This is a genomic window from Thiomonas delicata (assembly GCF_900088825.1).
In the GTDB taxonomy this organism is placed as follows: domain Bacteria; phylum Pseudomonadota; class Gammaproteobacteria; order Burkholderiales; family Burkholderiaceae_C; genus Thiomonas_A; species Thiomonas_A delicata.
Map to the genome: position 1 here is coordinate 1,065,790 of NZ_LT592171.1, position 17,478 is coordinate 1,083,267.

Below are 17,478 nucleotides of genomic sequence, written 5' to 3' on the forward strand. Positions count from 1 at the left end.
GTTCGCAGGCGGTTAGCTCAGATGGTTAGAGCGCTTGCTTGACATGCAAGAGGTCGTTGGTTCGATTCCAATACCGCCTACCAGATCCGTGTGCGTCCCTGTGCGCAGCAGTGAAAAAACCCCTAGGAATTCAACAGCCTAGGGGTTTTTTCTTGCCCGCGGCGGGGGCCTGGGCGCGTGAGGCGGAGGCTCTTCTTGACGGCACGACAATTCCCCGCGCGGGGGAACCGTCAAGCGCATCGTCATGGCACGCACTCACACCCCGCGCCGCGCGCGCATGGCTTTGCCGAGGTCTTGGAGTTGCACCTCGCTCAAGAGCCGTTTGGCCATCGGGATGAGTTCGTTTTCTTCTCGCGCGATGTGGCGCAGATGACGAACGATGAAATCGTCCACGGCGGCGGCGTCGAGCGCGCTCGCATCGCCCCGCGCCACGCTGTCCAACTGCGTGCGCAACGCCGCCCAGGCGGCATGGAGTTCGCGATGCTCGCCTGTCAAGGCCATGGTGATGTCGCGCAGGCACACGGCGTCGGATCCCGCCATCGATTCCAGCAGCGCGGGGAACAGATCTTGCTCTTCGTCCGCGTGGTGATCGCGCCCCGCCGTGTCGAAATAGCGCATCACGTTGGCGGCGGCTTGTCTGGCGTCCGCATCGGCCCCGTGTTCCGCCAAGTGAGGCGCCAGGCGCCGCAGCGTCGAGCATTGTTTTTCGATGCGTCCGTGGCAGGCCGAAAGCATGTCCAGCGGCGCGTCGAATCCCGCGGCAGGGGACGTTCCGGGAAGAAGGCTGATATCCATGTCGAATCTCGTTGAAAAGGCGACGCTCACTGGCGCGGGCTCTACCCATGGCCAGGGCAGTTCCGCTGTCACCAGCACAGAAGTTGGCGCGTGACGTGCGCACTGGCATGCAAGTCATGGCAGCCTAGAGCATTAAAGAAGCATGCACAATGCATGTTTGATTCCGGAGGCGGATCGCTTCAACCCGAAAAGCATCATGACTGCACGTCCCGCTGTCAAGCGCGTCGAAGAAGCTGTGGAGGCAAGCGAGGGCTTTCGCCTGCGCGCCGATCGACTCGCGGTGCGGGACTTCGGCCTGGACAAGGCGTGTCTGCGGCGCAAGCGTGCGGCATGACATTCGAGTTCGAACTGACGCCTCGCCCGCCGTTCAGGCTGGACCTAACTGTCTGGGCTTTGCGCAGGCAGCAGGGCAACCGCATCGACGCCTGGGACGGCAGGCGCTATGCGCGCGGCGTGGCGTTGGGCGCTTCGGTCTTGCGTATCGCGGTCGAGCAGGGTGGAGTGCCCGCGGCACCCAGACTCTTGGTCGCGGTCCAGGGCCCGGAAGGCCGGCGCGACGTGGCGCAGGAGCTGGTATCCGGTCTGCTGCGCCGCGCGCTGGGGTTGGACATCGATCTCGAAGGTTTTTACCGTTTCGCCGCCAGCGACGCTGCACTCGCGCCGCTGGCGGCGCGTTTCCGCGGCATGAAGCCGCCACGTTTTCCCGCTTTGTTCGAGGCGCTGGCCAATGCCATCGCCTGCCAACAAGTGAGTCTGGCCAGTGGCATCGCCATGCTCGGCAAGCTGGCGTCGGCATTGGCCCCGCAGACCCAATGCGACGCGGGCGTGCTTGCGTTCCCGCAACCGCGGGCGGTGCTGGCTGCAGGTCCCGAATTCCTGCGCGATCTGGGCTGGAGCCGGCAGAAAACCGATTACCTGCTTGCAGCCGCCGCCGCGATCGAGAATGGCGCGTTGTGTGACGCGCAACTCGCGCAGACCGACGATGCGCAAGTGCTGCGGCTGCTGTCGCGACTGCACGGCATCAAGCGCTGGAGTGCCCAATACGTGGCCTTGCGCGGGCTCGGCCGCTTGACGGTGTTTCCGGTGGACGATGTCGGCGCGCATAAACATCTGGCCTTGTGGCTGGGCTTGCCCGAACGGCTGGATGCGCAGTCCACCCAAGCGCTGATGGCGCGCTGGCAGCCCTATGCCGGGATGGTGTATTTCCACATTCTGCTCAAGCGGCTCAAAGACGCCGGCCACCTCGATTCGCAACACGCATGCACAGGAGGAGCCTGAACATGGCCCGGAATCTGGATGACGATTTACCCGCCCAGCATGTCGCGATGCTGGCGGCGATGCAGCGCATGCGCCTGGGTCTGCTCGCCGGCGACGTGACCGAAGCGCGTGCCGCGCGCGACGTGCTGCAAGGCCTGCACGCGGCGCATATCGCGATCGAGGAGACAGAGCTGATTCCGCAGCTGCCTGCCGCCGCGCGCTGGCCGGCAAAGGTCTATCTGGCCGAGCATGCCAAGCTGGCGGCGATGCTCGGTGAGTGGCGCGACACATTGGCCCGCCAGCCAGCCCGACTCGACCAGCCCGAACAGCGCCTGGCGTTGCTCGATGCCTCTTTGCTCATGCAGCACCTGCTCGAACATCATTTAGAGCGCGAAGAAAAGGGCTTGTTGATCGAAACCCGGCGCTGAGGTGTGCTCAAGCCGCGGAAAGTGGCGCGGCGACGAACTCGCGCAGCGCGGGATTCAAGCAGTCCGCCAGGGTCGTGGCGTTGAGTTCGGCATAGAACGCGCGGCGCGCGCGCTCGAGTTTCGGGCGCAAGGCGCAAAAGCCGGTGAGCAGGCACCGGCCGCCGTCGTCGCGAAAGCACTCGGCCAGCGCGGGATCGTCTTCCAGCCATTCCAGCGCGTCGCCAAGCCGGATCGCCGTTGCGCGTTTCGCCAGCTTGACGCCGCCGCCCACGCCGCGCGTGGCCTGCACGTAGCCGCCCACGGCGAGGCGTTGCAGCACCTTGATGAGGTGATCGCGCGAAATGTCGAGCTTGGCCGCGAGATCCACGCTCGACCAGGTTTCGCGCTCGCTGCCGGCCAGCACGAGCAGGGCGCGCAAGCCGAAATCGGAGAAGGATGTCAGTCGCATGATGGGGCCTGTTCGCGAGGGGACGACAAAATGGGTATTGCAAATGCCACTAAAGAATTTTATAGTGGAATCCACCATACCTGTTTAAGCGTTTCCCCCCACATCCTCCGGATAGGAGAGCCCACCATGCCGAACCCCGATCGCCAGGCCAGCCCGAGCTTGCCCCTTGCCACCCGCCCCTTGGGCCATCTGGCGCGTGATTTGCCAGGCGCCACCGCCGTGTTTCGCCGCCATCGCCTGGATTTCTGCTGCGGCGGCGAGACCACCCTCGAAGCCGCAGCGCGCGCGCTGCAACTCGACATCGCCGAGATCGAGCGCGAGCTTCTCGCTCTGGATGTTCAAGCGCCGGCCGAGACGCCGCATGATCCGAACACCCTGATCGACCTCATCGTCAGCCGCTTCCACGACGTGCACCGGCGCGAGCTTCCCGAACTGATCACCCTCGCCGCCAAGGTCGAGCGCGTGCACCAAAGCCATCCCGACGTCCCCGCGGGCCTGGCCGCGTTGCTGCAAAAGATGCAGGACGAATTGCAGGCGCATATGCAAAAGGAGGAGCAGATTCTGTTTCCGATGATGCGCCGCAATCCGGGCGGCTTTCTCGCGCCGCCGATCGCGCGCATGCGCGAAGAACACGACGACCACGGCCTCATGCTGCGGCGCGTGCAGGACCTCACCCACGATCTGCGCTTGCCCGCCGAGGCATGCAACACCTGGCGCGCGCTGTATGCCGGCCTGGACAAATTCGTCGCCGACTTCATGCAGCACGTCCACACCGAAAACAACATTCTTTTCCCGCAATTCGAAGGCCGGGGCTGAAGCCTTCGCGCCGCGGGGCCATCTTTCCCACCACACCAACCCAAGGAGCCGACCATGGAACCCCTGAACGTCGTCAACCAACCGCATTCCCACCGCCGTGCCGACAGCACCTATCCCTTCGATGCCAGCGGCATCGCCAAGCGCTTCCGCCACGCCGCGATTTTCGGCGCGCTCAGCGCGCTGGAGCCCGGCGAAACCATGGCGTTTTTCAACGACCACGATCCCTTGCCCCTACTGGCGCAGATCGAGCAGCATTTCGGCGACAAGGTGCGCATCGAATACGTGACCCGCTCGCACGAAGGCGTGCGCATCGACTTCCACGTGCAAAACGGAGCCTGAGCCGCGGGACCGGCCCCGCAGCCCCGGTGCGGCGACCCGCTTCGCCGCGCCGGATCACGCGCTCACCACAGCCCCGCCTGCAGCTTGGCTGCGTCAGACATGCGCTCCAGGCTCCACGGTGGATCCCACACGAGTTCCACGTTCACCTGACTGATACCCGGAATGCGGCTGAGCTTGTCATGCACTTCCTGGGTCAGAATCGAACCCATGCCGCAGCCGGGCGCGGTGAGCGTCATGTCGATGTCGACCGTCCAGCCGATGTCGCTGTCGTCGGTGCGCCGGACCTCGCAGCGGTAGACAAGGCCGAGCTCGACGATGTTGACCGGGATTTCAGGGTCGTAACAGGTCGCGAGCTGCTCGATGACCGCCTTCTCCGCTTCCTCGCGCGTGGTCGGCGCGGTCATCGCTTCGGACGGCCCGTCGTTCAGGCCCAGCGCGTCGGCATGGCGGCCGTCGATGCGGTACATGCAGCCATCCGACACCACGGTGATGTGGCTGCCCAGGCGCTGGGTGATGCGCACTTCGCTGCCTTTGCGCAGAACGCCGGCGGTGCCGATCGGAACGAGGGTCGCTGGCGTGTCCCGCTCGAGAGTCAAAGTCGCACCGGTGCTGGCGTCACTCATGGCCGCGCACCCGTTTCGTTCTGCTCTTCGGTGTTGGCGACCGTGCCGATCTGGGTCAAGGCATTGCGCAGGGTGTGCCAGGCCAGCATGGCGCATTTCACCCGCGCCGGGAACTGCCTGACGCCTTCGAGCACGTGCAGCTTGCCGAGTGCATCGGCAGGCACGGCGCGGCTCTCGACCAGGGCGCCGTGCATCTGTTCGAACAAGGCCAGTGCCTCGCGCACGCGCTTGCCCTTGACCGCTTCGGTCAGCAGCGAGGCCGACGCGGTGGAAATCGCGCAACCCTCGCCGGTGAAGGCCACGTCCTCGATGCAGCCGTCGTCGCCCACCTGCAATTCGAGTTCGAGGCGGTCGCCGCACAGCGGGTTGTGGCCCGCGGCGCTGCGGTTGGGATGCGGCAGATGGCCGAAGTGGCGCGGTCTGCGGTAATGGTCGAAGATCACGTCCTGATACAGATCGCGCAAGTCAGGCGTGGCGTCGCTGGATGGAGTTTCGGACATGGCTCGATCGCTTTCGTGTTCAAGCTGAGAACATGGCGTGGGCCTTGCGCACCGCGCGCGCCAGCGCGTGCACGTCGTCCTCGGTGTTGTAGACGCCGAGCGACGCCCGCGCCATCGCCGCCACGCCGTAGCGTTGCATCAGCGGCATCGCGCAGTGGTGGCCGGCGCGTATCGCGACACCCTCGGTGTCGACGATGGTGCCGAGGTCGTGGGCGTGAAGGCCGTCGACGTTGAACGAGACGACGCCGATCTTGCCCGCCACCGTGCCATAGATGCGAAGCCCGGGGATGTGCGAGAGCTCCTCCTGCGCCAGTTCGAGCAGCGCGCGTTCGTGTGCGGCGATCGCGTCCCAGCCCAGGCCTTGCACGAAGTCGATCGCCGCGGCCAGCCCGATCGCGCCGATGATGTGCGGGGTTCCGGCCTCGAAGCGCGCCGGCGGGTCGGCGTAGGTGGTGCGTTCGAAGCTGACGGTGCGGATCATGTCGCCGCCGCCTTGATAAGGTTGCATGTCAGCAAGCCGTTCGGCTCGCCCCCACAGCACGCCGACGCCGGTGGGCCCGTAGAGCTTGTGGCCCGAGAAGGCATAGAAGTCGCAACCCAGCGCCTGCACGTCCACCGGCAGATGCGCCACCGCCTGCGCACCGTCGACCAGCACCGGCACGCCGCGGGCCTGGGCGAGCCGGACGATGCGCGCGACATCATTCACGGTGCCGAGCACGTTGGACACATGCGCCACGGCCAGCATGCGCGTGCGCGCGGTGAGCAGCGCGGGTAGCGCGTCGAGGGCGAGCGCGCCGTCGTCGGCCATCGGCAGCACACGCAACCTGGCGCCGGTGGCCTCGCACACCATCTGCCAGGGCACGATGTTGGCATGGTGCTCCATCGCCGTCACCAGCACTTCGTCGCCGGGCTGCAGGCGGGGCCGGACGAAGCTTTGCGCCACGAGGTTGATCGCCTCGGTGGCGCCGCGCACGAACACGATTTCGCCGGCGCTACGGGCATGCAGGAATGCCGCAAGCCTCGCCCGCGCCGCCTCGAAGGCATCGGTAGCGCGCTGCGAAAGCAGATGCACGCCGCGATGCACGTTGGCGTAATCGCGCAACGCGAACGCGCGCATCGCGTCGAGCACGGCGAGCGGCTTTTGCGTCGTCGCCGCGTTGTCCAGATACACGAGCGGCTTGCCGCGCGCGGTCTGGGCGAGGATGGGGAATTGTTCGCGAACCGCCGCGAGTTGCGGCCCGAGGGGCGATCGGGATTCGCGCGCGTTCATGCCGGATTCTCCGAGGTTTCGATCGCCAGGTCTTGCCGCGCCGCAAGCCGGGCGCGGACATGCGCGCGCAAGGGCTCCCAGCCGATGTCGGGCAGCGCCGCGGCAATGAAGGCCTGCACCAGCATGGCGCGCGCGTCTTGCGCAGCGATGCCGCGCGAGAGCAGATAAAAAAGCGCGTCGGCGTCGAGTTGGCCGACCGTGGCGCCGTGGCTGCAAAGCACCTCGTCGGCATCGATCTGCAGTTGCGGGCGGGTGTCGGCCTCGGCGCGCGGCGACAGCAGCAGATTGCGGTTGATCATGCCCGCGTCGGTTTTCTGCGCCTGCGGGTGCACGTTCACGCGGCCGGTGAAAACGCCGCGCGCGGCGTCGTCGAACACGCCGCGCACATGGGTGCGGCTGGTGCCGCGCGGGTGGCGGTGCTCGACCCGCAGGTGCACGTCTGCATGTTGCTCGGCACGGAGCACGCTGGCGCCGCGCAGTTCGGTGCGGCAACCCGGCGCCTCGTGCTCGACGTGAAATTCCTGGCGCGACAGTCTGGCCCCCAGGACCAGCGCCTGCGCGTCGAGGACGCTGTCCTCGCCCTGGGCCACATGCAGTTGCGAAACGTGCGCCGCCGCGTCGGCCTCGTCCTGCACGCGCACGTGCTGCAGATTCGCCCCGCGCGCCAGTTCCGCGCGGGTCACGCTGCTCGCCAGATAAGGATCCGCCTGCGCGACGCCGATGTGCTGCTCGATCACGCGCGCCGAAGCCCCAAGTCCCAGGCGCAGGACATGGCGCACATGGCTGGCGCCACCGCGTGTTTGCATCGCGATGACCACGACGGGCACGGAAAGGCGCACGCCGTTGGCCAGCTCGAGCAGCATGCCGTCGCAGGCGAACATGCGGTTGACCGCGTCGAACGCGCCGCCTTGCGCGACGGGGCAGAGCTCTTCGCCGGCACGCTCCCGCGCTTGCGCTTCGGTCGCGCCCCACGACGCGAGTTTCACTCCCGGGGGCAAGCCGTCCAGGCGCGAAAGCCCGGCGTCGAAGCGGCCATCGACGAAGACCAGACGCAGAGCGTCTTCGGCAAGCAGGGCGCCGGCCTGCCGCAAGCCATCGATGGCCAGCGGCGCGGAGGGCGCCGCGGTGGAGAAACCGAAGGTATCGAGCAGGCGCAGGCTGGTGTATTTCCAGTCCTCGCTGTGACGTGTCGGCAGGCCGCTGCGCAGCAATGTTTCGAGGGCGTCGCGCCGCGCGCGCGCAGCGTCGGCGGGCTCGGCCGCAGCGCGGGAGTCGACCGTGCCGAACGCCTGGACGAATGCTTCGAGCGCTCCCATGCTCAGGCCTCCTGCGCACTGGGCTCGGCCGCGCCATGCTGCAGCCAGGCATAGCCTTCGCGCTCGATGCGCCGCGCCAGCTCCGGACCGCCCGAAGTGACGATGCGCCCTTGCCAAAGCACGTGCACGCGGTCGGGGACGATGTGCTCGAGCAGGCGTTCGTAATGGGTGATCAGCACGAAGGCGCGTTCGGCCGCGCGCAGGGCGTTGACGCCCTGCGCCACGGCCTTGAGCGCGTCCACGTCCAGCCCGGAGTCGGTTTCGTCGAGGATGGCCAGGCGCGGCTGCAGCAAGGCCATTTGCAGCATTTCATTGCGCTTTTTCTCGCCGCCGGAAAAACCCTCGTTGACACCGCGTTGGACGAATTTCTCGTCCATGCCGAGTTCGCGCGTCAGCGCCTTGACCTTTTGCAGGAATTCCATCGCGTCGAGTTCGGGCAGTCCCTGGTGTCCGCGCTGGGCGTTGAGCGCGGCCTTGAGCAGGTAGACATTGGACACCCCGGGAATTTCCACCGGGTACTGAAAGGCGAGGAACAGCCCGGCGCGTGCGCGCTCCTCGGCAGGCATCGCCAGCAAATCCATGCCGGCGTATCGCACCGAGCCGCCGGTGACGTGATAGATGTCGCGTCCGGCGAGCACCTGCGCCAGCGTGCTCTTGCCCGAGCCGTTGGGGCCCATGATGGCGGCAACCTCGCCGGCGGCGATGTCCAGATCGACGCCGGCAAGCACAAGTTTGCCGTCGATTTCCGCCCGCAGGCCGCGTATCTGCAAAAGGGGCTGTGCGGCTTGCGGCTGGGGGTTGGCTTGCGTTTGCATCTTTGGTTTCCCCGGCTGTGTTTCAACCCACGCTGCCTTCGAGGCTGACGCCCAGCAGCTTCTGCGCTTCGACCGCGAACTCCATCGGCAACTGCCTGACCACTTCGCGGGCGAAGCCGTTGACGATCATCGCCACCGCGTCCTCCGCCGAAATGCCGCGCTGCATGCAGTAGAAGAGCTGGTCTTCGCCGACACGCGAAGTCGTGGCCTCGTGTTCGACCTGCGCGCTTGGATTGCGCACCTCGATATAGGGAAAGGTGTGCGCGCCGCAGCGCGAGCCGATCAGCAGCGAGTCGCACTGCGTGTAGTTGCGCGCGCCTTCGGCCTTGGGCAGCACTTTCACCAGGCCGCGGTAGGTGTTGCTGCCGCGCCCGGCGGAAATGCCTTTGGAGACGATGGTGCTGCGTGTGTTGCGGCCGATGTGGATCATCTTGGTTCCGGTGTCGGCCTGCTGGAAATGGTTGGTCAGCGCCACCGAATAGAACTCGCCGATCGAATCGTCGCCGCGCAGCAGCACGCTCGGATATTTCCAGGTGATCGCCGAGCCGGTTTCCACTTGCGTCCAGGAAATGCGCGAGCGCGCGCCGCGGCATTCGCCGCGCTTGGTGACGAAGTTGTAGATGCCACCCTTGCCGTCCTTGTCTCCGGGGTACCAGTTCTGGACCGTCGAGTACTTCACCCGCGCGTCGTCAAGGGCGACGATCTCCACCACCGCGGCGTGCAACTGGTTCTCGTCGCGCCGCGGCGCGGTACAGCCCTCCAGGTACGAGACCTGCGCGCCCTCGTCGGCGATGATGAGCGTGCGCTCGAACTGGCCGCTGTCCTTGGCGTTGATGCGGAAGTAGGTGGAAAGCTCCATCGGGCAACGCACACCCTTGGGGATGTAGACGAAGCTCCCGTCGGTGAACACCGCGGCGTTGAGCGCGGCGAAAAAATTGTCGCCGGGCGGCACCACCGAACCGAGGTATTGCCGCACCAGTTCGGCGTGGTTTTGCACCGCGTCGGAAAACGAACAGAAAATGATGCCGTGCCTGGCCAGCTGGTCCTTGAACGTCGTGGCCACCGAAACCGAGTCGAACACCGCGTCCACCGCCACGCCGGCCAGCGCCGCGCGCTCGTGCAGCGGAATGCCGAGTTTCTCGTAAACGCGCAGCAGCTCGGGATCGACCTCGTCGATGCTCTTCGCCGCCTTGGTGCGTTTGGGTGCGGCGTAGTAATGGATGGCCTGATAATCGATCGGCGGATGGTGGATCTTGGCCCAGGTCGGCTCGGTCATGGTGAGCCAGTGCCGGTAGGCTTTCAGCCGCCACTGCAGCATGAAGTCGGGCTCGTTTTTCTTGCCCGAGATCAGCCGGATGGTGTCTTCGCTCAGGCCCTTGGGCGCGAGGTCGGACTCGATCGGCGAGCTGAACCCCGCCGCATAATCGCGTTCGAGAAATGCGTCCAGTGTCTGGTTGCTTTTGCGCATCGAAACGGCTCCTTGGGTAGGGGGCGACCGGACCGGTTCGCGCCAGGCCGCGGCGCCGTCGCGATGCGTGACGAACCGGGTCGCGCCGATCCATTAGTGGTAACAAATTTACCACTTAAAGTCCGTTTCGACCACGCGCGCGCAGTACCCATCCCGCAAGTAGTGAAAACGCCGGGTCTTCGTGTCGAGCTCCGGCCGCTGTCGGGCCATGCCGCCGGCCGGGCGGTGATGTTGCCGCGCCAAGGTGATACAGGACGAACAAATAGGTTGAAGGGCTGGCGCAGAATTCCGGTGTCGCTTGCGTCAATTCGCCGGCAGTTCGCTGCTGCCATTGTCAAAAATCCGTCTGTTTCTGAGGTGCTCGGCCATGTCCGATCCGATGTCCTGGTCTGCGTTGTTGCGTGTTGTCGGTGGGCTGGCGCTGGTGCTGGTCGTTTTTTTCCTTGTATTGCGGGGACTTAGGCGTATGCAGCCGGGTTTGTCCGGGGCCGGCGCGCCGTTTGCGGTGGTGGCGACGCTGGCGCTTTCGCCGCGGGAACGGCTTTTGCTGATCCAGGTGGGCGAACAGCAATTGCTGCTGGGCTCAAGCCCCCAAGGCCTGCGCTGTTTGCACGTGCTGCCGCAGGCGCTCGATGTGCGAAGGACCGACTCAGGTGCGGTCTTTTCGGACTGGTTGCGTCGAGCCACGGCGCGAGGTGAGGCCCAAGACCGAAGTCCATGAAACCGTCCATCCGCAAGCTCCGCAATGTTTTCGTTTTGCTCACGCTGGTTCTCCCGACGTGGGTCCAGGCGCAGGGTTTGCCCGCCTTCACGAGCACGCCCGCGCCTGGAGGCGCAACCGAATATTCGCTGAGCCTGCAGACGCTGCTGTTCATGACGGTGCTGGTGTTTCTGCCGGCGATGTTGCTGATGATGACGGCCTTCACGCGCATCGTCATCGTGTTGTCCCTGCTCAAGCAGGCGCTCGGAACCACCACGGTTCCGCCGAGCCAGGTGATCATCGGCCTGTCGCTGTTCCTCACGTTTTTCGTGATGAGCCCGGTGCTGGGCAAGGTCAATGACGTGGCGCTCAAGCCGCTGATGGACAACAAGATCTCCATGGCGCAGGCGCTCGACGCCGGCGCCGCGCCGATGAAGACCTTCATGCTGGCGCAGACGCGGAGCGACGACCTGGCGCTGTTCGTCAAGCTTTCGGGCCACAAGCCGCTGGCCACGCCCGCGGACACGCCGATGACGCTGCTGATCCCGGCCTTCGTCACTTCGGAGTTGAAGACGGCGTTCCAGATCGGGTTCATGGTCTTCATTCCATTTCTCATCATCGACATGGTGGTGGCGGCCGTGCTGATGTCGATGGGCATGATGATGCTGTCGCCGGTGACGGTGTCGTTTCCGCTCAAGCTGATGCTGTTCGTGCTGGTCAATGGCTGGGAACTGGTGATCGGTTCCCTCGTGCAGAGCTTCGTGCATTGAAAGGGGAATGGCATGACACCCGAAACCGTGACGACCCTCGGGCAGCAGGCGCTCTGGGTCATGTTTCTCGTCTCGCTGCCGCTGCTGGGCACGGCGCTTGTGGTCGGCCTGCTGGTGAGCTTGCTGCAGGCGGCCACGCAGCTCAATGAGATGACCCTGAGCTTCGTGCCCAAGATTCTGGCGATCGGCCTGGCCGCGGTGTTCGCCGGGCCCTGGATGCTGCACATCCTGATGGATTTCACCATCCGGCTGTTCCAGAGCATTCCCTCGATGCTGACGGGCCCATGATCGATTTCACCTCCACGCAGATCGAGACCTGGATCGGCGCCTTCTTCTGGCCCTTCCTGCGCGTGCTGGCGATGCTGGCCGCCGCGCCGGTGTTCGGCGCCACGCAGATGCCCATCCAGTTGCGCGTGGGGCTGGCCGTGCTCGTCGCCGTGGCGCTCGCCCCGGCCTTGCCGACCATGCCGCCGGTGCAGCTGGGCAGCAGCCTGGGCTGGACGCTGGTGGTGCAGCAGCTGCTGGTGGGCGGGGTGATCGGCATGGCCATGACCATCGTGCTCAGTACCGTGCAACTGGCCGGCAGCGTCATCGGTTTGCAGATGGGGCTGGGGTTTTCGACGTTGTTCGACCCGGTGCAGGGGGTCCAGGTCACCAGCCTGGCGAGCTTCCTCAATCTGCTCGCCCTGTTGCTGTTCGTTTCGCTCAACGGCCATTTGCTCCTGCTGGCGGTGCTGGCGCGCAGCTTCACGCTGATCCCGGTCGGCCCGGCGCTCGGCCTGGGTCCGTCGACCTGGCACACGCTGGCGCTGGAGGGCTCGGCCTTGTTCAGCCTGGGCTTGGCGCTGGCGGCGCCTGTGCTGGGGGTGCTGATCATCGCCAACCTCGGGTTGGCGGTGCTGAGCAAGCTGGCCCCCCAGCTCAATCTGTTCGCGATTGGTTTTCCGCTGTTTTTCGCGCTGGGTTTCCTGGCTTTGTACCTGCTCATGCCGGTGATGCAGACGGTGGTGCGGCATCTGGTCGAGGTGGGCCTGGATCTGTCCACCCGTCTGCTGCTGCAGGGCGGGGCTCGCTGATGCGCACGCGCCATGGCTGACGACAGCGCCCAGGACAAGGAATTACCCGCCTCGCTCAAGCGCAAGCAGCAGGCGCGCGAGAAGGGGCAGGTGCCGCGTTCGCGCGACCTCACCTCCAGCCTGCTGCTGGCGGGCGTGGCGGTGGCGGTGTTCTACGGCGGAAGCTGGGTCTATACGCAAAGCAGAACCATGTTGCAGACCGGCCTCACCATTCCGGCGCCGGCCGCGCACGATGCCACGCAGATGCTCGCCTTCGCCGGCCATGTCGTGTTGCTCGGACTGATGGTGTTGTTGCCGTTTTTGCTGCTGAATTTCTTGTCCAGCGCGGCCGGCGGCCTGGCGCTGGGGGGCTGGGTGTTCAGCGGCCAGGCCCTTGCGCCCGATTTTTCACGCCTGGATCCGGTGGCCGGGGTGCAGCGCATGTTCTCCATCACGGGCTTGGGCGAACTGGGCAAGGCGGTGATCAAGGCCCTGGTCATTGGCGGGCTGGGGGTTCTGGTGTTATGGACGCAGCGCGGACCCCTGCTGCAGTTGCTGCAGATCGAACCGGATCTGGTGCCCGCCCAGCTCGCCATGCTGTGCGCCCAGTCCTTCTTCTGGCTGGCCTTGGCGACCTTTCTCATCGCGGCACTCGACGTCCCCTGGCAGCTGTTCCAGATCAACAGCAAACTGAAGATGTCGCGCCAGGACATGCAGGACGAGATGCGCGAAAGCGAGGGCAACCCGCAGATCAAGCAGCGCATCCGCACGCTGCAGCGCGAGCGTGCCCGCAAGCGCATGATGGCCGCGGTGCCCAAGGCCGACGTGGTGGTCACCAACCCGACGCACTACGCCGTTGCGCTGGGCTACAGTCAGGGGAAAAATCGAGCGCCGGTCGTGCTGGCGCTGGGGGCCGACCAGGTGGCGGCGCGCATCCGCGAACTGGCCAGGGAACACGGCGTGCCGGTGATCGAGGCGCCGCCCCTGGCGCGCGCCCTGTTTCGCTACGCCGAGCTGGAGCGGGAAATCCCGGTGGCGCTCTACAACGCCGTGGCCTTGCTGCTGGCTTATGTGTACCAACTGCGCGCGCTGCCGCAGTCCGCCGAGTTGCCGCAGGATTGGGCGATTCCTCCTGAGCTCGACACTTCCGCCGACGCGGCCATGCCGCTGCACTGACCATGGCCAGCAACCCTCCATCTTCCATGACCGTCCGATCGGCGTTTGGCGTCCTGCGCCGCGCCGACTGGCGCGTGCTGGCGGCTCCGCTGCTGGTGATGATGATCCTGATGATGCTGGTGGTGCCGCTGCCCACCTTCGTCCTCGACGTCCTGTTCACCTTCAACATCGCGCTGTCGCTGGTCATCCTGCTCGTCACCCTGTATCTGACGCGGCCGCTGGACTTCGCCGCCTTTCCCACCGCCATCCTGCTCACCACCTTGCTGCGGCTGTCGCTGAACGTGGCCGCGGCGCGGGTCATTCTTCTCAACGGGCAGAACGGCACGGGCGCGGCGGGGCAGGTGATCGAATCGTTCGGCGCCTTCGTCGTCGGCGGCAACTACGCGGTGGGTATCATCATCTTCGCCATCCTGGTGGTGATCAACTTCGTCGTGATCACCAAGGGCGCGGGGCGCATCGCCGAGGTCAGCGCGCGCTTTACCCTGGACGCGATGCCGGGCAAGCAGATGGCCATCGACGCCGACCTCAACGCCGGACTGATCGATCAGGAGGAGGCGCGCAGGCGGCGCGCCGACATCGCGCAGGAGGCCGACTTCTTCGGCGCGATGGACGGCGCGAGCAAATTCGTGCGCGGCGACGCCGTGGCCGCCATCCTCATCCTGTTCATCGACCTGATCGGCGGCCTGGTCATCGGCGTGTTCATGCACGGCCTGAACCTGACCCAGGCGGCGCAGAACTACACCCTGCTGTCCATCGGCGACGCGCTCGTGGCGCAGATTCCGTCGCTGGTCATCTCCATCGCCGCGGGCATCGTCATCAGCAATGTGTCGACCGGCCAGGACGTGGGACGCCAGCTCATCGCCCAGCTGTTCAGCCACAAGCACGTGCTGGGCATCGCCGCCGGCATCCTCGGCTTCATCGGCCTGGTGCCGGGCATGCCGCACCTGTCCTTCCTGGGCGCAGCGGCCGTGCTGGGCGGCATCCTGTGGCTGCGCGAGAAGCGGCTGCGCGAGACCACGGCGGAGGCCGCCGCGGCCGTGCCTCCACCAGCGCCGGCCGAGCCGGAGGAGGTCAGCTGGGAGCAGATCGAGCCGGTGGACACGCTGGCGCTGGACGTGGGCTACCGGCTCATCGCCCTGGTCGACCGGCTTCAGGGCGGCGAGTTGCTCGGGCGCATCCGCGGAGTGCGCAAGAAGTTCGCCCAGGAACTGGGTTTCCTGGTGTCGGCGGTGCATATCCGCGACAACCTGGAGTTGCGTCCCGGCGGTTATCGCATCGCGCTCAAGGGCGTGGACGTGGGAGCCGGCGAGGTGTTCCCCGACATGCTGATGGCGATCAATCCGGGGCAGGTCCTGGGCACGCTCGCGGGCCAGCCGACGACCGACCCGGCCTTCGGCCTGCCTGCGGTGTGGATTGCCACCAGCCAGCGCGACCAGGCCCAGGCGCTGGGCTATACCGTGGTCGACCCCAGCACGGTGATCGCCACCCATCTGCACCACCTGCTGCAGAGCCATGCCGCCGAACTGCTCGGGCGCGAGGAGGTCGAAGGTCTGCTGGCGCACCTGTCCACCCGTTCGCCCAAGCTGGTGGAAGACCTGGTGCCCAAGCAGATCTCGGCCGATCGCCTGCGCAAGGTGCTGCAAAACCTGCTGGCCGAAGGCGTGCCCATTCGAGACATGCGCACCATCGCCGAGGTTCTGGCGGAAAATGCGGGTCAGATTCAGGATGCGGACGAACTCACGGCGCGTGTGCGCCAGGCCCTCGGCCCCTTCATCGTGCAAACGCTCACGGCTTCGGGCAAGGAGCTGTCCGCCGCGGTGCTCGATGGACAGCTCGAGCAGATCCTGCTCTCCAGCCTGCGCGCCGACCCGGCGCAGGCCGCCATCGAGCCCGGCCTGGCGCAGCGCCTGATGGAGCGGGCGCGCGACCTGATGCAGCGCATGGAGGCGCAGGGCGCCAGCCCCGTGCTGCTGACGGTGGCGCCGCTGCGCCAGTTCCTCGCCCGCCTGCTGGCGCGCACCGCGCCGCGCCTGCGCGTGCTGTCGTACGCCGAAGTGCCCGACCAGAAGCAGGTCAAGATCATCTCCACCCTCGGAGCCTAAGCCGTGAAAATCAAGCGCTACACCGGAACCAGCACGCGCGAGGTGCTCGCACGCATCCGCAACGATCTCGGCCCGGACGCTGTGATCCTGTCCAACCGGGAGATCGTCGGCGGCGTGGAACTCATGGCCGCGGTGGATTTCGACGCCAGCCATCTGCAGGCCGAGCCGGCCGCGGAGGAACCGGCCCTGGCCTCGCAGAGGCCGGCTGCCGCCGCCCCGCGCCAGGCAGCGCCCGCCCCATCGAGGGCGCAGCCGGCACCACAGCCCGTGCGCACCCCGCCGCCCGCGATCTCCCGGTTGGACAGGATCACAGCGTCCGGGCCGAGATCGTTGCGGATGCGTGCGAGCACCTCGCGCGTGCTGGTTCCGGTGTAGCGCTTGATTTTCACGGCTTAGGCTCCGAGGGTGGAGATGATCTTGACCTGCTTCTGGTCGGGCACTTCGGCGTACGACAGCACGCGCAGGCGCGGCGCGGTGCGCGCCAGCAGGCGGGCGAGGAACTGGCGCAGCGGCGCCACCGTCAGCAGCACGGGGCTGGCGCCCTGCGCCTCCATGCGCTGCATCAGGTCNGGCACCACAGCCCGTGCGCACCCCGCCGCCCGCGGCCGCGGCGATGCCTACGGCCAAGCCGCAGCGCCCGGCTTCCGTCCAAGCGCCCGCGGCGGCAGCGGGGCAGGGCGCCGCGGGCCTGACGCAACCGGCATGGTCAGGTGAAATCCGGGGCCTGCGTGACGAGTTGCATGCGCTGCGGCAATGGGTGCAATCCACGGTCTCCAGCGGCGCGCAGGCGGCGGGGCCGGTGTCTTCCCCCATGGCCGAGCGCCTGCAGGAGCTCGGATTCTCGCCGTCGTGCGCGCAGGCCCTGGCGGTCCCGGGCGCCAAGCTGCCTGACGCGCTCGGCGCCTATCTGCAGCGCCTGGACATGCCGGCCGACCCGGTGGCGGCCGACGGCGTCTATGCGCTGGTGGGGCCGACCGGCGTGGGCAAGACCACGACCATCGCCAAGCTGGCCGCGCGCCTGGTGCTGCGCCACGGCACGTCGGCGGTGGCCCTGATCACCACCGACACCTATCGGATCGGCGGGGTCGAGCAGCTCAAGATCTACGGCCGCATTCTGGGGGTGCCGGTGGCCGTGGCGCGTGACGCGAAGGAACTGGAACAGCATCTGCAGGAATTCTCCGACCGCCGCTTCGTGCTCATCGACACCATCGGCCTGAGTCCGCGCGATGCCCGCCTCGCCGAGCAGATGCAATGGCTGCAGGGTTTCGGCTCGCGCATCACACGGCTCTTGCTGATCAACGCCGGCATGGGCCTGGGCTTCTACGACGAATTGTGGAAGATGTACCAGCACCTGCCGGTGGCGGCCTGCATCCTGACCAAGCTGGATGAAACCCCCGTCTTCGGCGCCGCGCTGCAATGGCTGGTCGAGCAGCGGCTTGCCTTGTGCTTCTACACCGATGGCCAGCGCGTGCCCGAAGATTTGCACGTGCCCACGCTCGCTAAGATTGTCGAATTACTGCATGACGACACGACCGCGTATCACGCGTCGCCGCCCGCTGGCCATGAGCCGGCGCGCGCAAACCCCGGCTTTTGAGGACGA

The 17,478-nt window shown here is 66.6% G+C and carries 22 protein-coding genes and 1 tRNA gene; 14 read left to right on the top strand and 9 right to left on the bottom strand.

Annotated elements, in window-relative coordinates:
* Positions 1-6 precede the first annotated feature (6 nt).
* Positions 7-83: transfer RNA gene (locus THIARS_RS14550), tRNA-Val, on the top strand.
* A 172-nt stretch (positions 84-255) separates the two neighbouring features.
* Here THIARS_RS14550 and THIARS_RS14555 read toward each other — a convergent pair.
* Positions 256-795, bottom strand: a complete 540-nt coding sequence (locus tag THIARS_RS14555; RefSeq protein WP_094161517.1) for a hemerythrin domain-containing protein — start codon at positions 793-795, stop codon at positions 256-258.
* A gap of 196 nt (positions 796-991) precedes the next feature.
* On the opposite strand from THIARS_RS14555, the gene THIARS_RS18685 reads away from it, so the two are divergent.
* From THIARS_RS18685 to THIARS_RS14565, 3 genes are read left to right on the top strand one after another with little or no spacing between them, the layout of a single operon-like run.
* Entirely contained in the window at positions 992-1,129 is a 138-nt protein-coding gene (locus THIARS_RS18685) for a hypothetical protein (RefSeq protein WP_186436693.1), read from the top strand.
* A complete protein-coding gene (locus THIARS_RS14560) occupies positions 1,126-2,073 on the top strand; it encodes a DNA-3-methyladenine glycosylase family protein (RefSeq protein ID WP_186436694.1) in 948 nt (315 codons plus the stop codon). The genes THIARS_RS18685 and THIARS_RS14560 overlap by 4 nt, the downstream gene beginning before the upstream one ends.
* A gap of 2 nt (positions 2,074-2,075) precedes the next feature.
* The gene (locus THIARS_RS14565; RefSeq protein WP_094161519.1) at positions 2,076-2,480 is read left to right on the top strand and encodes a hemerythrin domain-containing protein; all 405 of its coding nucleotides are present in this window, start codon (positions 2,076-2,078) and stop codon (positions 2,478-2,480) included.
* 7 nt (positions 2,481-2,487) lie between these two features.
* On the opposite strand, the gene THIARS_RS14570 is transcribed toward THIARS_RS14565, so the two are convergent.
* A complete protein-coding gene (locus tag THIARS_RS14570; protein ID WP_094161520.1) occupies positions 2,488-2,928 on the bottom strand; it encodes an RrF2 family transcriptional regulator in 441 nt (146 codons plus the stop codon).
* Positions 2,929-3,054: 126 nt separating this feature from the next.
* Between THIARS_RS14570 and ytfE the strand changes: the two genes are divergently transcribed.
* The gene (ytfE, locus tag THIARS_RS14575) at positions 3,055-3,744 is read left to right on the top strand and encodes an iron-sulfur cluster repair protein YtfE (protein ID WP_094161521.1); all 690 of its coding nucleotides are present in this window, start codon (positions 3,055-3,057) and stop codon (positions 3,742-3,744) included.
* Positions 3,745-3,798: 54 nt separating this feature from the next.
* On the top strand, positions 3,799-4,083 hold the full coding sequence (locus tag THIARS_RS14580) for a DUF2249 domain-containing protein (protein WP_094161522.1): 285 nt from the start codon (positions 3,799-3,801) through the stop codon (positions 4,081-4,083).
* Positions 4,084-4,145: 62 nt separating this feature from the next.
* On the opposite strand, the gene sufT is transcribed toward THIARS_RS14580, so the two are convergent.
* The 6 genes from sufT to sufB are packed head-to-tail and all read right to left on the bottom strand — an operon-like array spanning position 4,146 to position 10,075.
* Complete coding sequence (gene sufT, locus THIARS_RS14585; protein ID WP_094161523.1) at positions 4,146-4,706, bottom strand: putative Fe-S cluster assembly protein SufT; 561 nt, start codon at positions 4,704-4,706, stop codon at positions 4,146-4,148.
* A complete protein-coding gene (gene sufU / locus THIARS_RS14590) occupies positions 4,703-5,206 on the bottom strand; it encodes a Fe-S cluster assembly sulfur transfer protein SufU (protein WP_094161524.1) in 504 nt (167 codons plus the stop codon). The genes sufT and sufU overlap by 4 nt, the downstream gene beginning before the upstream one ends.
* Before the next feature lie 19 nt (positions 5,207-5,225).
* A complete protein-coding gene (locus THIARS_RS14595; protein ID WP_094161525.1) occupies positions 5,226-6,476 on the bottom strand; it encodes an aminotransferase class V-fold PLP-dependent enzyme in 1,251 nt (416 codons plus the stop codon).
* Complete coding sequence (gene sufD, locus THIARS_RS14600) at positions 6,473-7,792, bottom strand: Fe-S cluster assembly protein SufD (protein ID WP_094161526.1); 1,320 nt, start codon at positions 7,790-7,792, stop codon at positions 6,473-6,475. Before sufD ends, THIARS_RS14595 begins: the two co-directional genes overlap by 4 nt.
* Before the next feature lie 2 nt (positions 7,793-7,794).
* Positions 7,795-8,607 (bottom strand): Fe-S cluster assembly ATPase SufC, encoded by an 813-nt coding sequence (gene sufC, locus THIARS_RS14605; protein ID WP_094161527.1) that lies wholly within the window; start codon positions 8,605-8,607, stop codon positions 7,795-7,797.
* Positions 8,608-8,629: 22 nt separating this feature from the next.
* On the bottom strand, positions 8,630-10,075 hold the full coding sequence (sufB, locus tag THIARS_RS14610; RefSeq protein WP_094161528.1) for a Fe-S cluster assembly protein SufB: 1,446 nt from the start codon (positions 10,073-10,075) through the stop codon (positions 8,630-8,632).
* Between the two features lie 298 nt (positions 10,076-10,373).
* On the opposite strand from sufB, the gene fliO reads away from it, so the two are divergent.
* Genes fliO through THIARS_RS18990 form a run of 7 tightly spaced genes read left to right on the top strand, consistent with a single transcriptional unit; the run spans position 10,374 to position 16,253 of the window.
* A complete protein-coding gene (fliO, locus tag THIARS_RS14615; protein ID WP_245845935.1) occupies positions 10,374-10,796 on the top strand; it encodes a flagellar biosynthetic protein FliO in 423 nt (140 codons plus the stop codon).
* On the top strand, positions 10,793-11,545 hold the full coding sequence (fliP, locus tag THIARS_RS14620; RefSeq protein ID WP_186436695.1) for a flagellar type III secretion system pore protein FliP: 753 nt from the start codon (positions 10,793-10,795) through the stop codon (positions 11,543-11,545). The genes fliO and fliP overlap by 4 nt, the downstream gene beginning before the upstream one ends.
* Before the next feature lie 12 nt (positions 11,546-11,557).
* Positions 11,558-11,833: a flagellar biosynthesis protein FliQ gene (gene fliQ / locus THIARS_RS14625; protein ID WP_094161529.1), complete on the top strand. Its 276-nt coding sequence runs from the start codon at positions 11,558-11,560 to the stop codon at positions 11,831-11,833.
* Entirely contained in the window at positions 11,830-12,621 is a 792-nt protein-coding gene (gene fliR / locus THIARS_RS14630) for a flagellar biosynthetic protein FliR (RefSeq protein ID WP_094161530.1), read from the top strand. Before fliQ ends, fliR begins: the two co-directional genes overlap by 4 nt.
* Positions 12,622-12,633: 12 nt before the next feature.
* Positions 12,634-13,776 carry a flagellar biosynthesis protein FlhB gene (gene flhB, locus THIARS_RS14635; protein WP_094161531.1) on the top strand — a complete coding sequence of 381 codons (1,143 nt, stop codon included), beginning with the start codon at positions 12,634-12,636 and terminating at the stop codon, positions 13,774-13,776.
* A gap of 26 nt (positions 13,777-13,802) precedes the next feature.
* On the top strand, positions 13,803-15,878 hold the full coding sequence (gene flhA, locus THIARS_RS14640; RefSeq protein WP_245845936.1) for a flagellar biosynthesis protein FlhA: 2,076 nt from the start codon (positions 13,803-13,805) through the stop codon (positions 15,876-15,878).
* A 3-nt stretch (positions 15,879-15,881) separates the two neighbouring features.
* Positions 15,882-16,253 (top strand): flagellar biosynthesis protein FlhF, encoded by a 372-nt coding sequence (locus THIARS_RS18990; protein ID WP_245845937.1) that lies wholly within the window; start codon positions 15,882-15,884, stop codon positions 16,251-16,253.
* A gap of 17 nt (positions 16,254-16,270) precedes the next feature.
* On the opposite strand, the gene THIARS_RS14650 is transcribed toward THIARS_RS18990, so the two are convergent.
* Complete coding sequence (locus THIARS_RS14650) at positions 16,271-16,441, bottom strand: FHIPEP family type III secretion protein (protein ID WP_245845938.1); 171 nt, start codon at positions 16,439-16,441, stop codon at positions 16,271-16,273.
* Positions 16,442-16,461: 20 nt separating this feature from the next.
* On the opposite strand from THIARS_RS14650, the gene flhF reads away from it, so the two are divergent.
* Positions 16,462-17,472 carry a flagellar biosynthesis GTPase FlhF gene (flhF, locus tag THIARS_RS14655; protein WP_245845939.1) on the top strand — a complete coding sequence of 337 codons (1,011 nt, stop codon included), beginning with the start codon at positions 16,462-16,464 and terminating at the stop codon, positions 17,470-17,472.
* Positions 17,473-17,478 lie beyond the last annotated feature (6 nt).

Coding starts and splice junctions, on each gene's coding strand:
- THIARS_RS14555 (WP_094161517.1), bottom strand. CDS start 795: ATGGATATCAGCCTTCTTCCCGGAACGTCCCCTGCCGCGGGATTCGAC.
- THIARS_RS18685 (WP_186436693.1), top strand. CDS start 992: ATGACTGCACGTCCCGCTGTCAAGCGCGTCGAAGAAGCTGTGGAGGCA.
- THIARS_RS14560 (WP_186436694.1), top strand. CDS start 1,126: ATGACATTCGAGTTCGAACTGACGCCTCGCCCGCCGTTCAGGCTGGAC.
- THIARS_RS14565 (WP_094161519.1), top strand. CDS start 2,076: ATGGCCCGGAATCTGGATGACGATTTACCCGCCCAGCATGTCGCGATG.
- THIARS_RS14570 (WP_094161520.1), bottom strand. CDS start 2,928: ATGCGACTGACATCCTTCTCCGATTTCGGCTTGCGCGCCCTGCTCGTG.
- ytfE (WP_094161521.1), top strand. CDS start 3,055: ATGCCGAACCCCGATCGCCAGGCCAGCCCGAGCTTGCCCCTTGCCACC.
- THIARS_RS14580 (WP_094161522.1), top strand. CDS start 3,799: ATGGAACCCCTGAACGTCGTCAACCAACCGCATTCCCACCGCCGTGCC.
- sufT (WP_094161523.1), bottom strand. CDS start 4,706: ATGAGTGACGCCAGCACCGGTGCGACTTTGACTCTCGAGCGGGACACG.
- sufU (WP_094161524.1), bottom strand. CDS start 5,206: ATGTCCGAAACTCCATCCAGCGACGCCACGCCTGACTTGCGCGATCTG.
- THIARS_RS14595 (WP_094161525.1), bottom strand. CDS start 6,476: ATGAACGCGCGCGAATCCCGATCGCCCCTCGGGCCGCAACTCGCGGCG.
- sufD (WP_094161526.1), bottom strand. CDS start 7,792: ATGGGAGCGCTCGAAGCATTCGTCCAGGCGTTCGGCACGGTCGACTCC.
- sufC (WP_094161527.1), bottom strand. CDS start 8,607: ATGCAAACGCAAGCCAACCCCCAGCCGCAAGCCGCACAGCCCCTTTTG.
- sufB (WP_094161528.1), bottom strand. CDS start 10,075: ATGCGCAAAAGCAACCAGACACTGGACGCATTTCTCGAACGCGATTAT.
- fliP (WP_186436695.1), top strand. CDS start 10,793: ATGAAACCGTCCATCCGCAAGCTCCGCAATGTTTTCGTTTTGCTCACG.
- fliQ (WP_094161529.1), top strand. CDS start 11,558: ATGACACCCGAAACCGTGACGACCCTCGGGCAGCAGGCGCTCTGGGTC.
- fliR (WP_094161530.1), top strand. CDS start 11,830: ATGATCGATTTCACCTCCACGCAGATCGAGACCTGGATCGGCGCCTTC.
- flhB (WP_094161531.1), top strand. CDS start 12,634: ATGGCTGACGACAGCGCCCAGGACAAGGAATTACCCGCCTCGCTCAAG.
- flhA (WP_245845936.1), top strand. CDS start 13,803: ATGACCGTCCGATCGGCGTTTGGCGTCCTGCGCCGCGCCGACTGGCGC.
- THIARS_RS14650 (WP_245845938.1), bottom strand. CDS start 16,441: ATGCAGCGCATGGAGGCGCAGGGCGCCAGCCCCGTGCTGCTGACGGTG.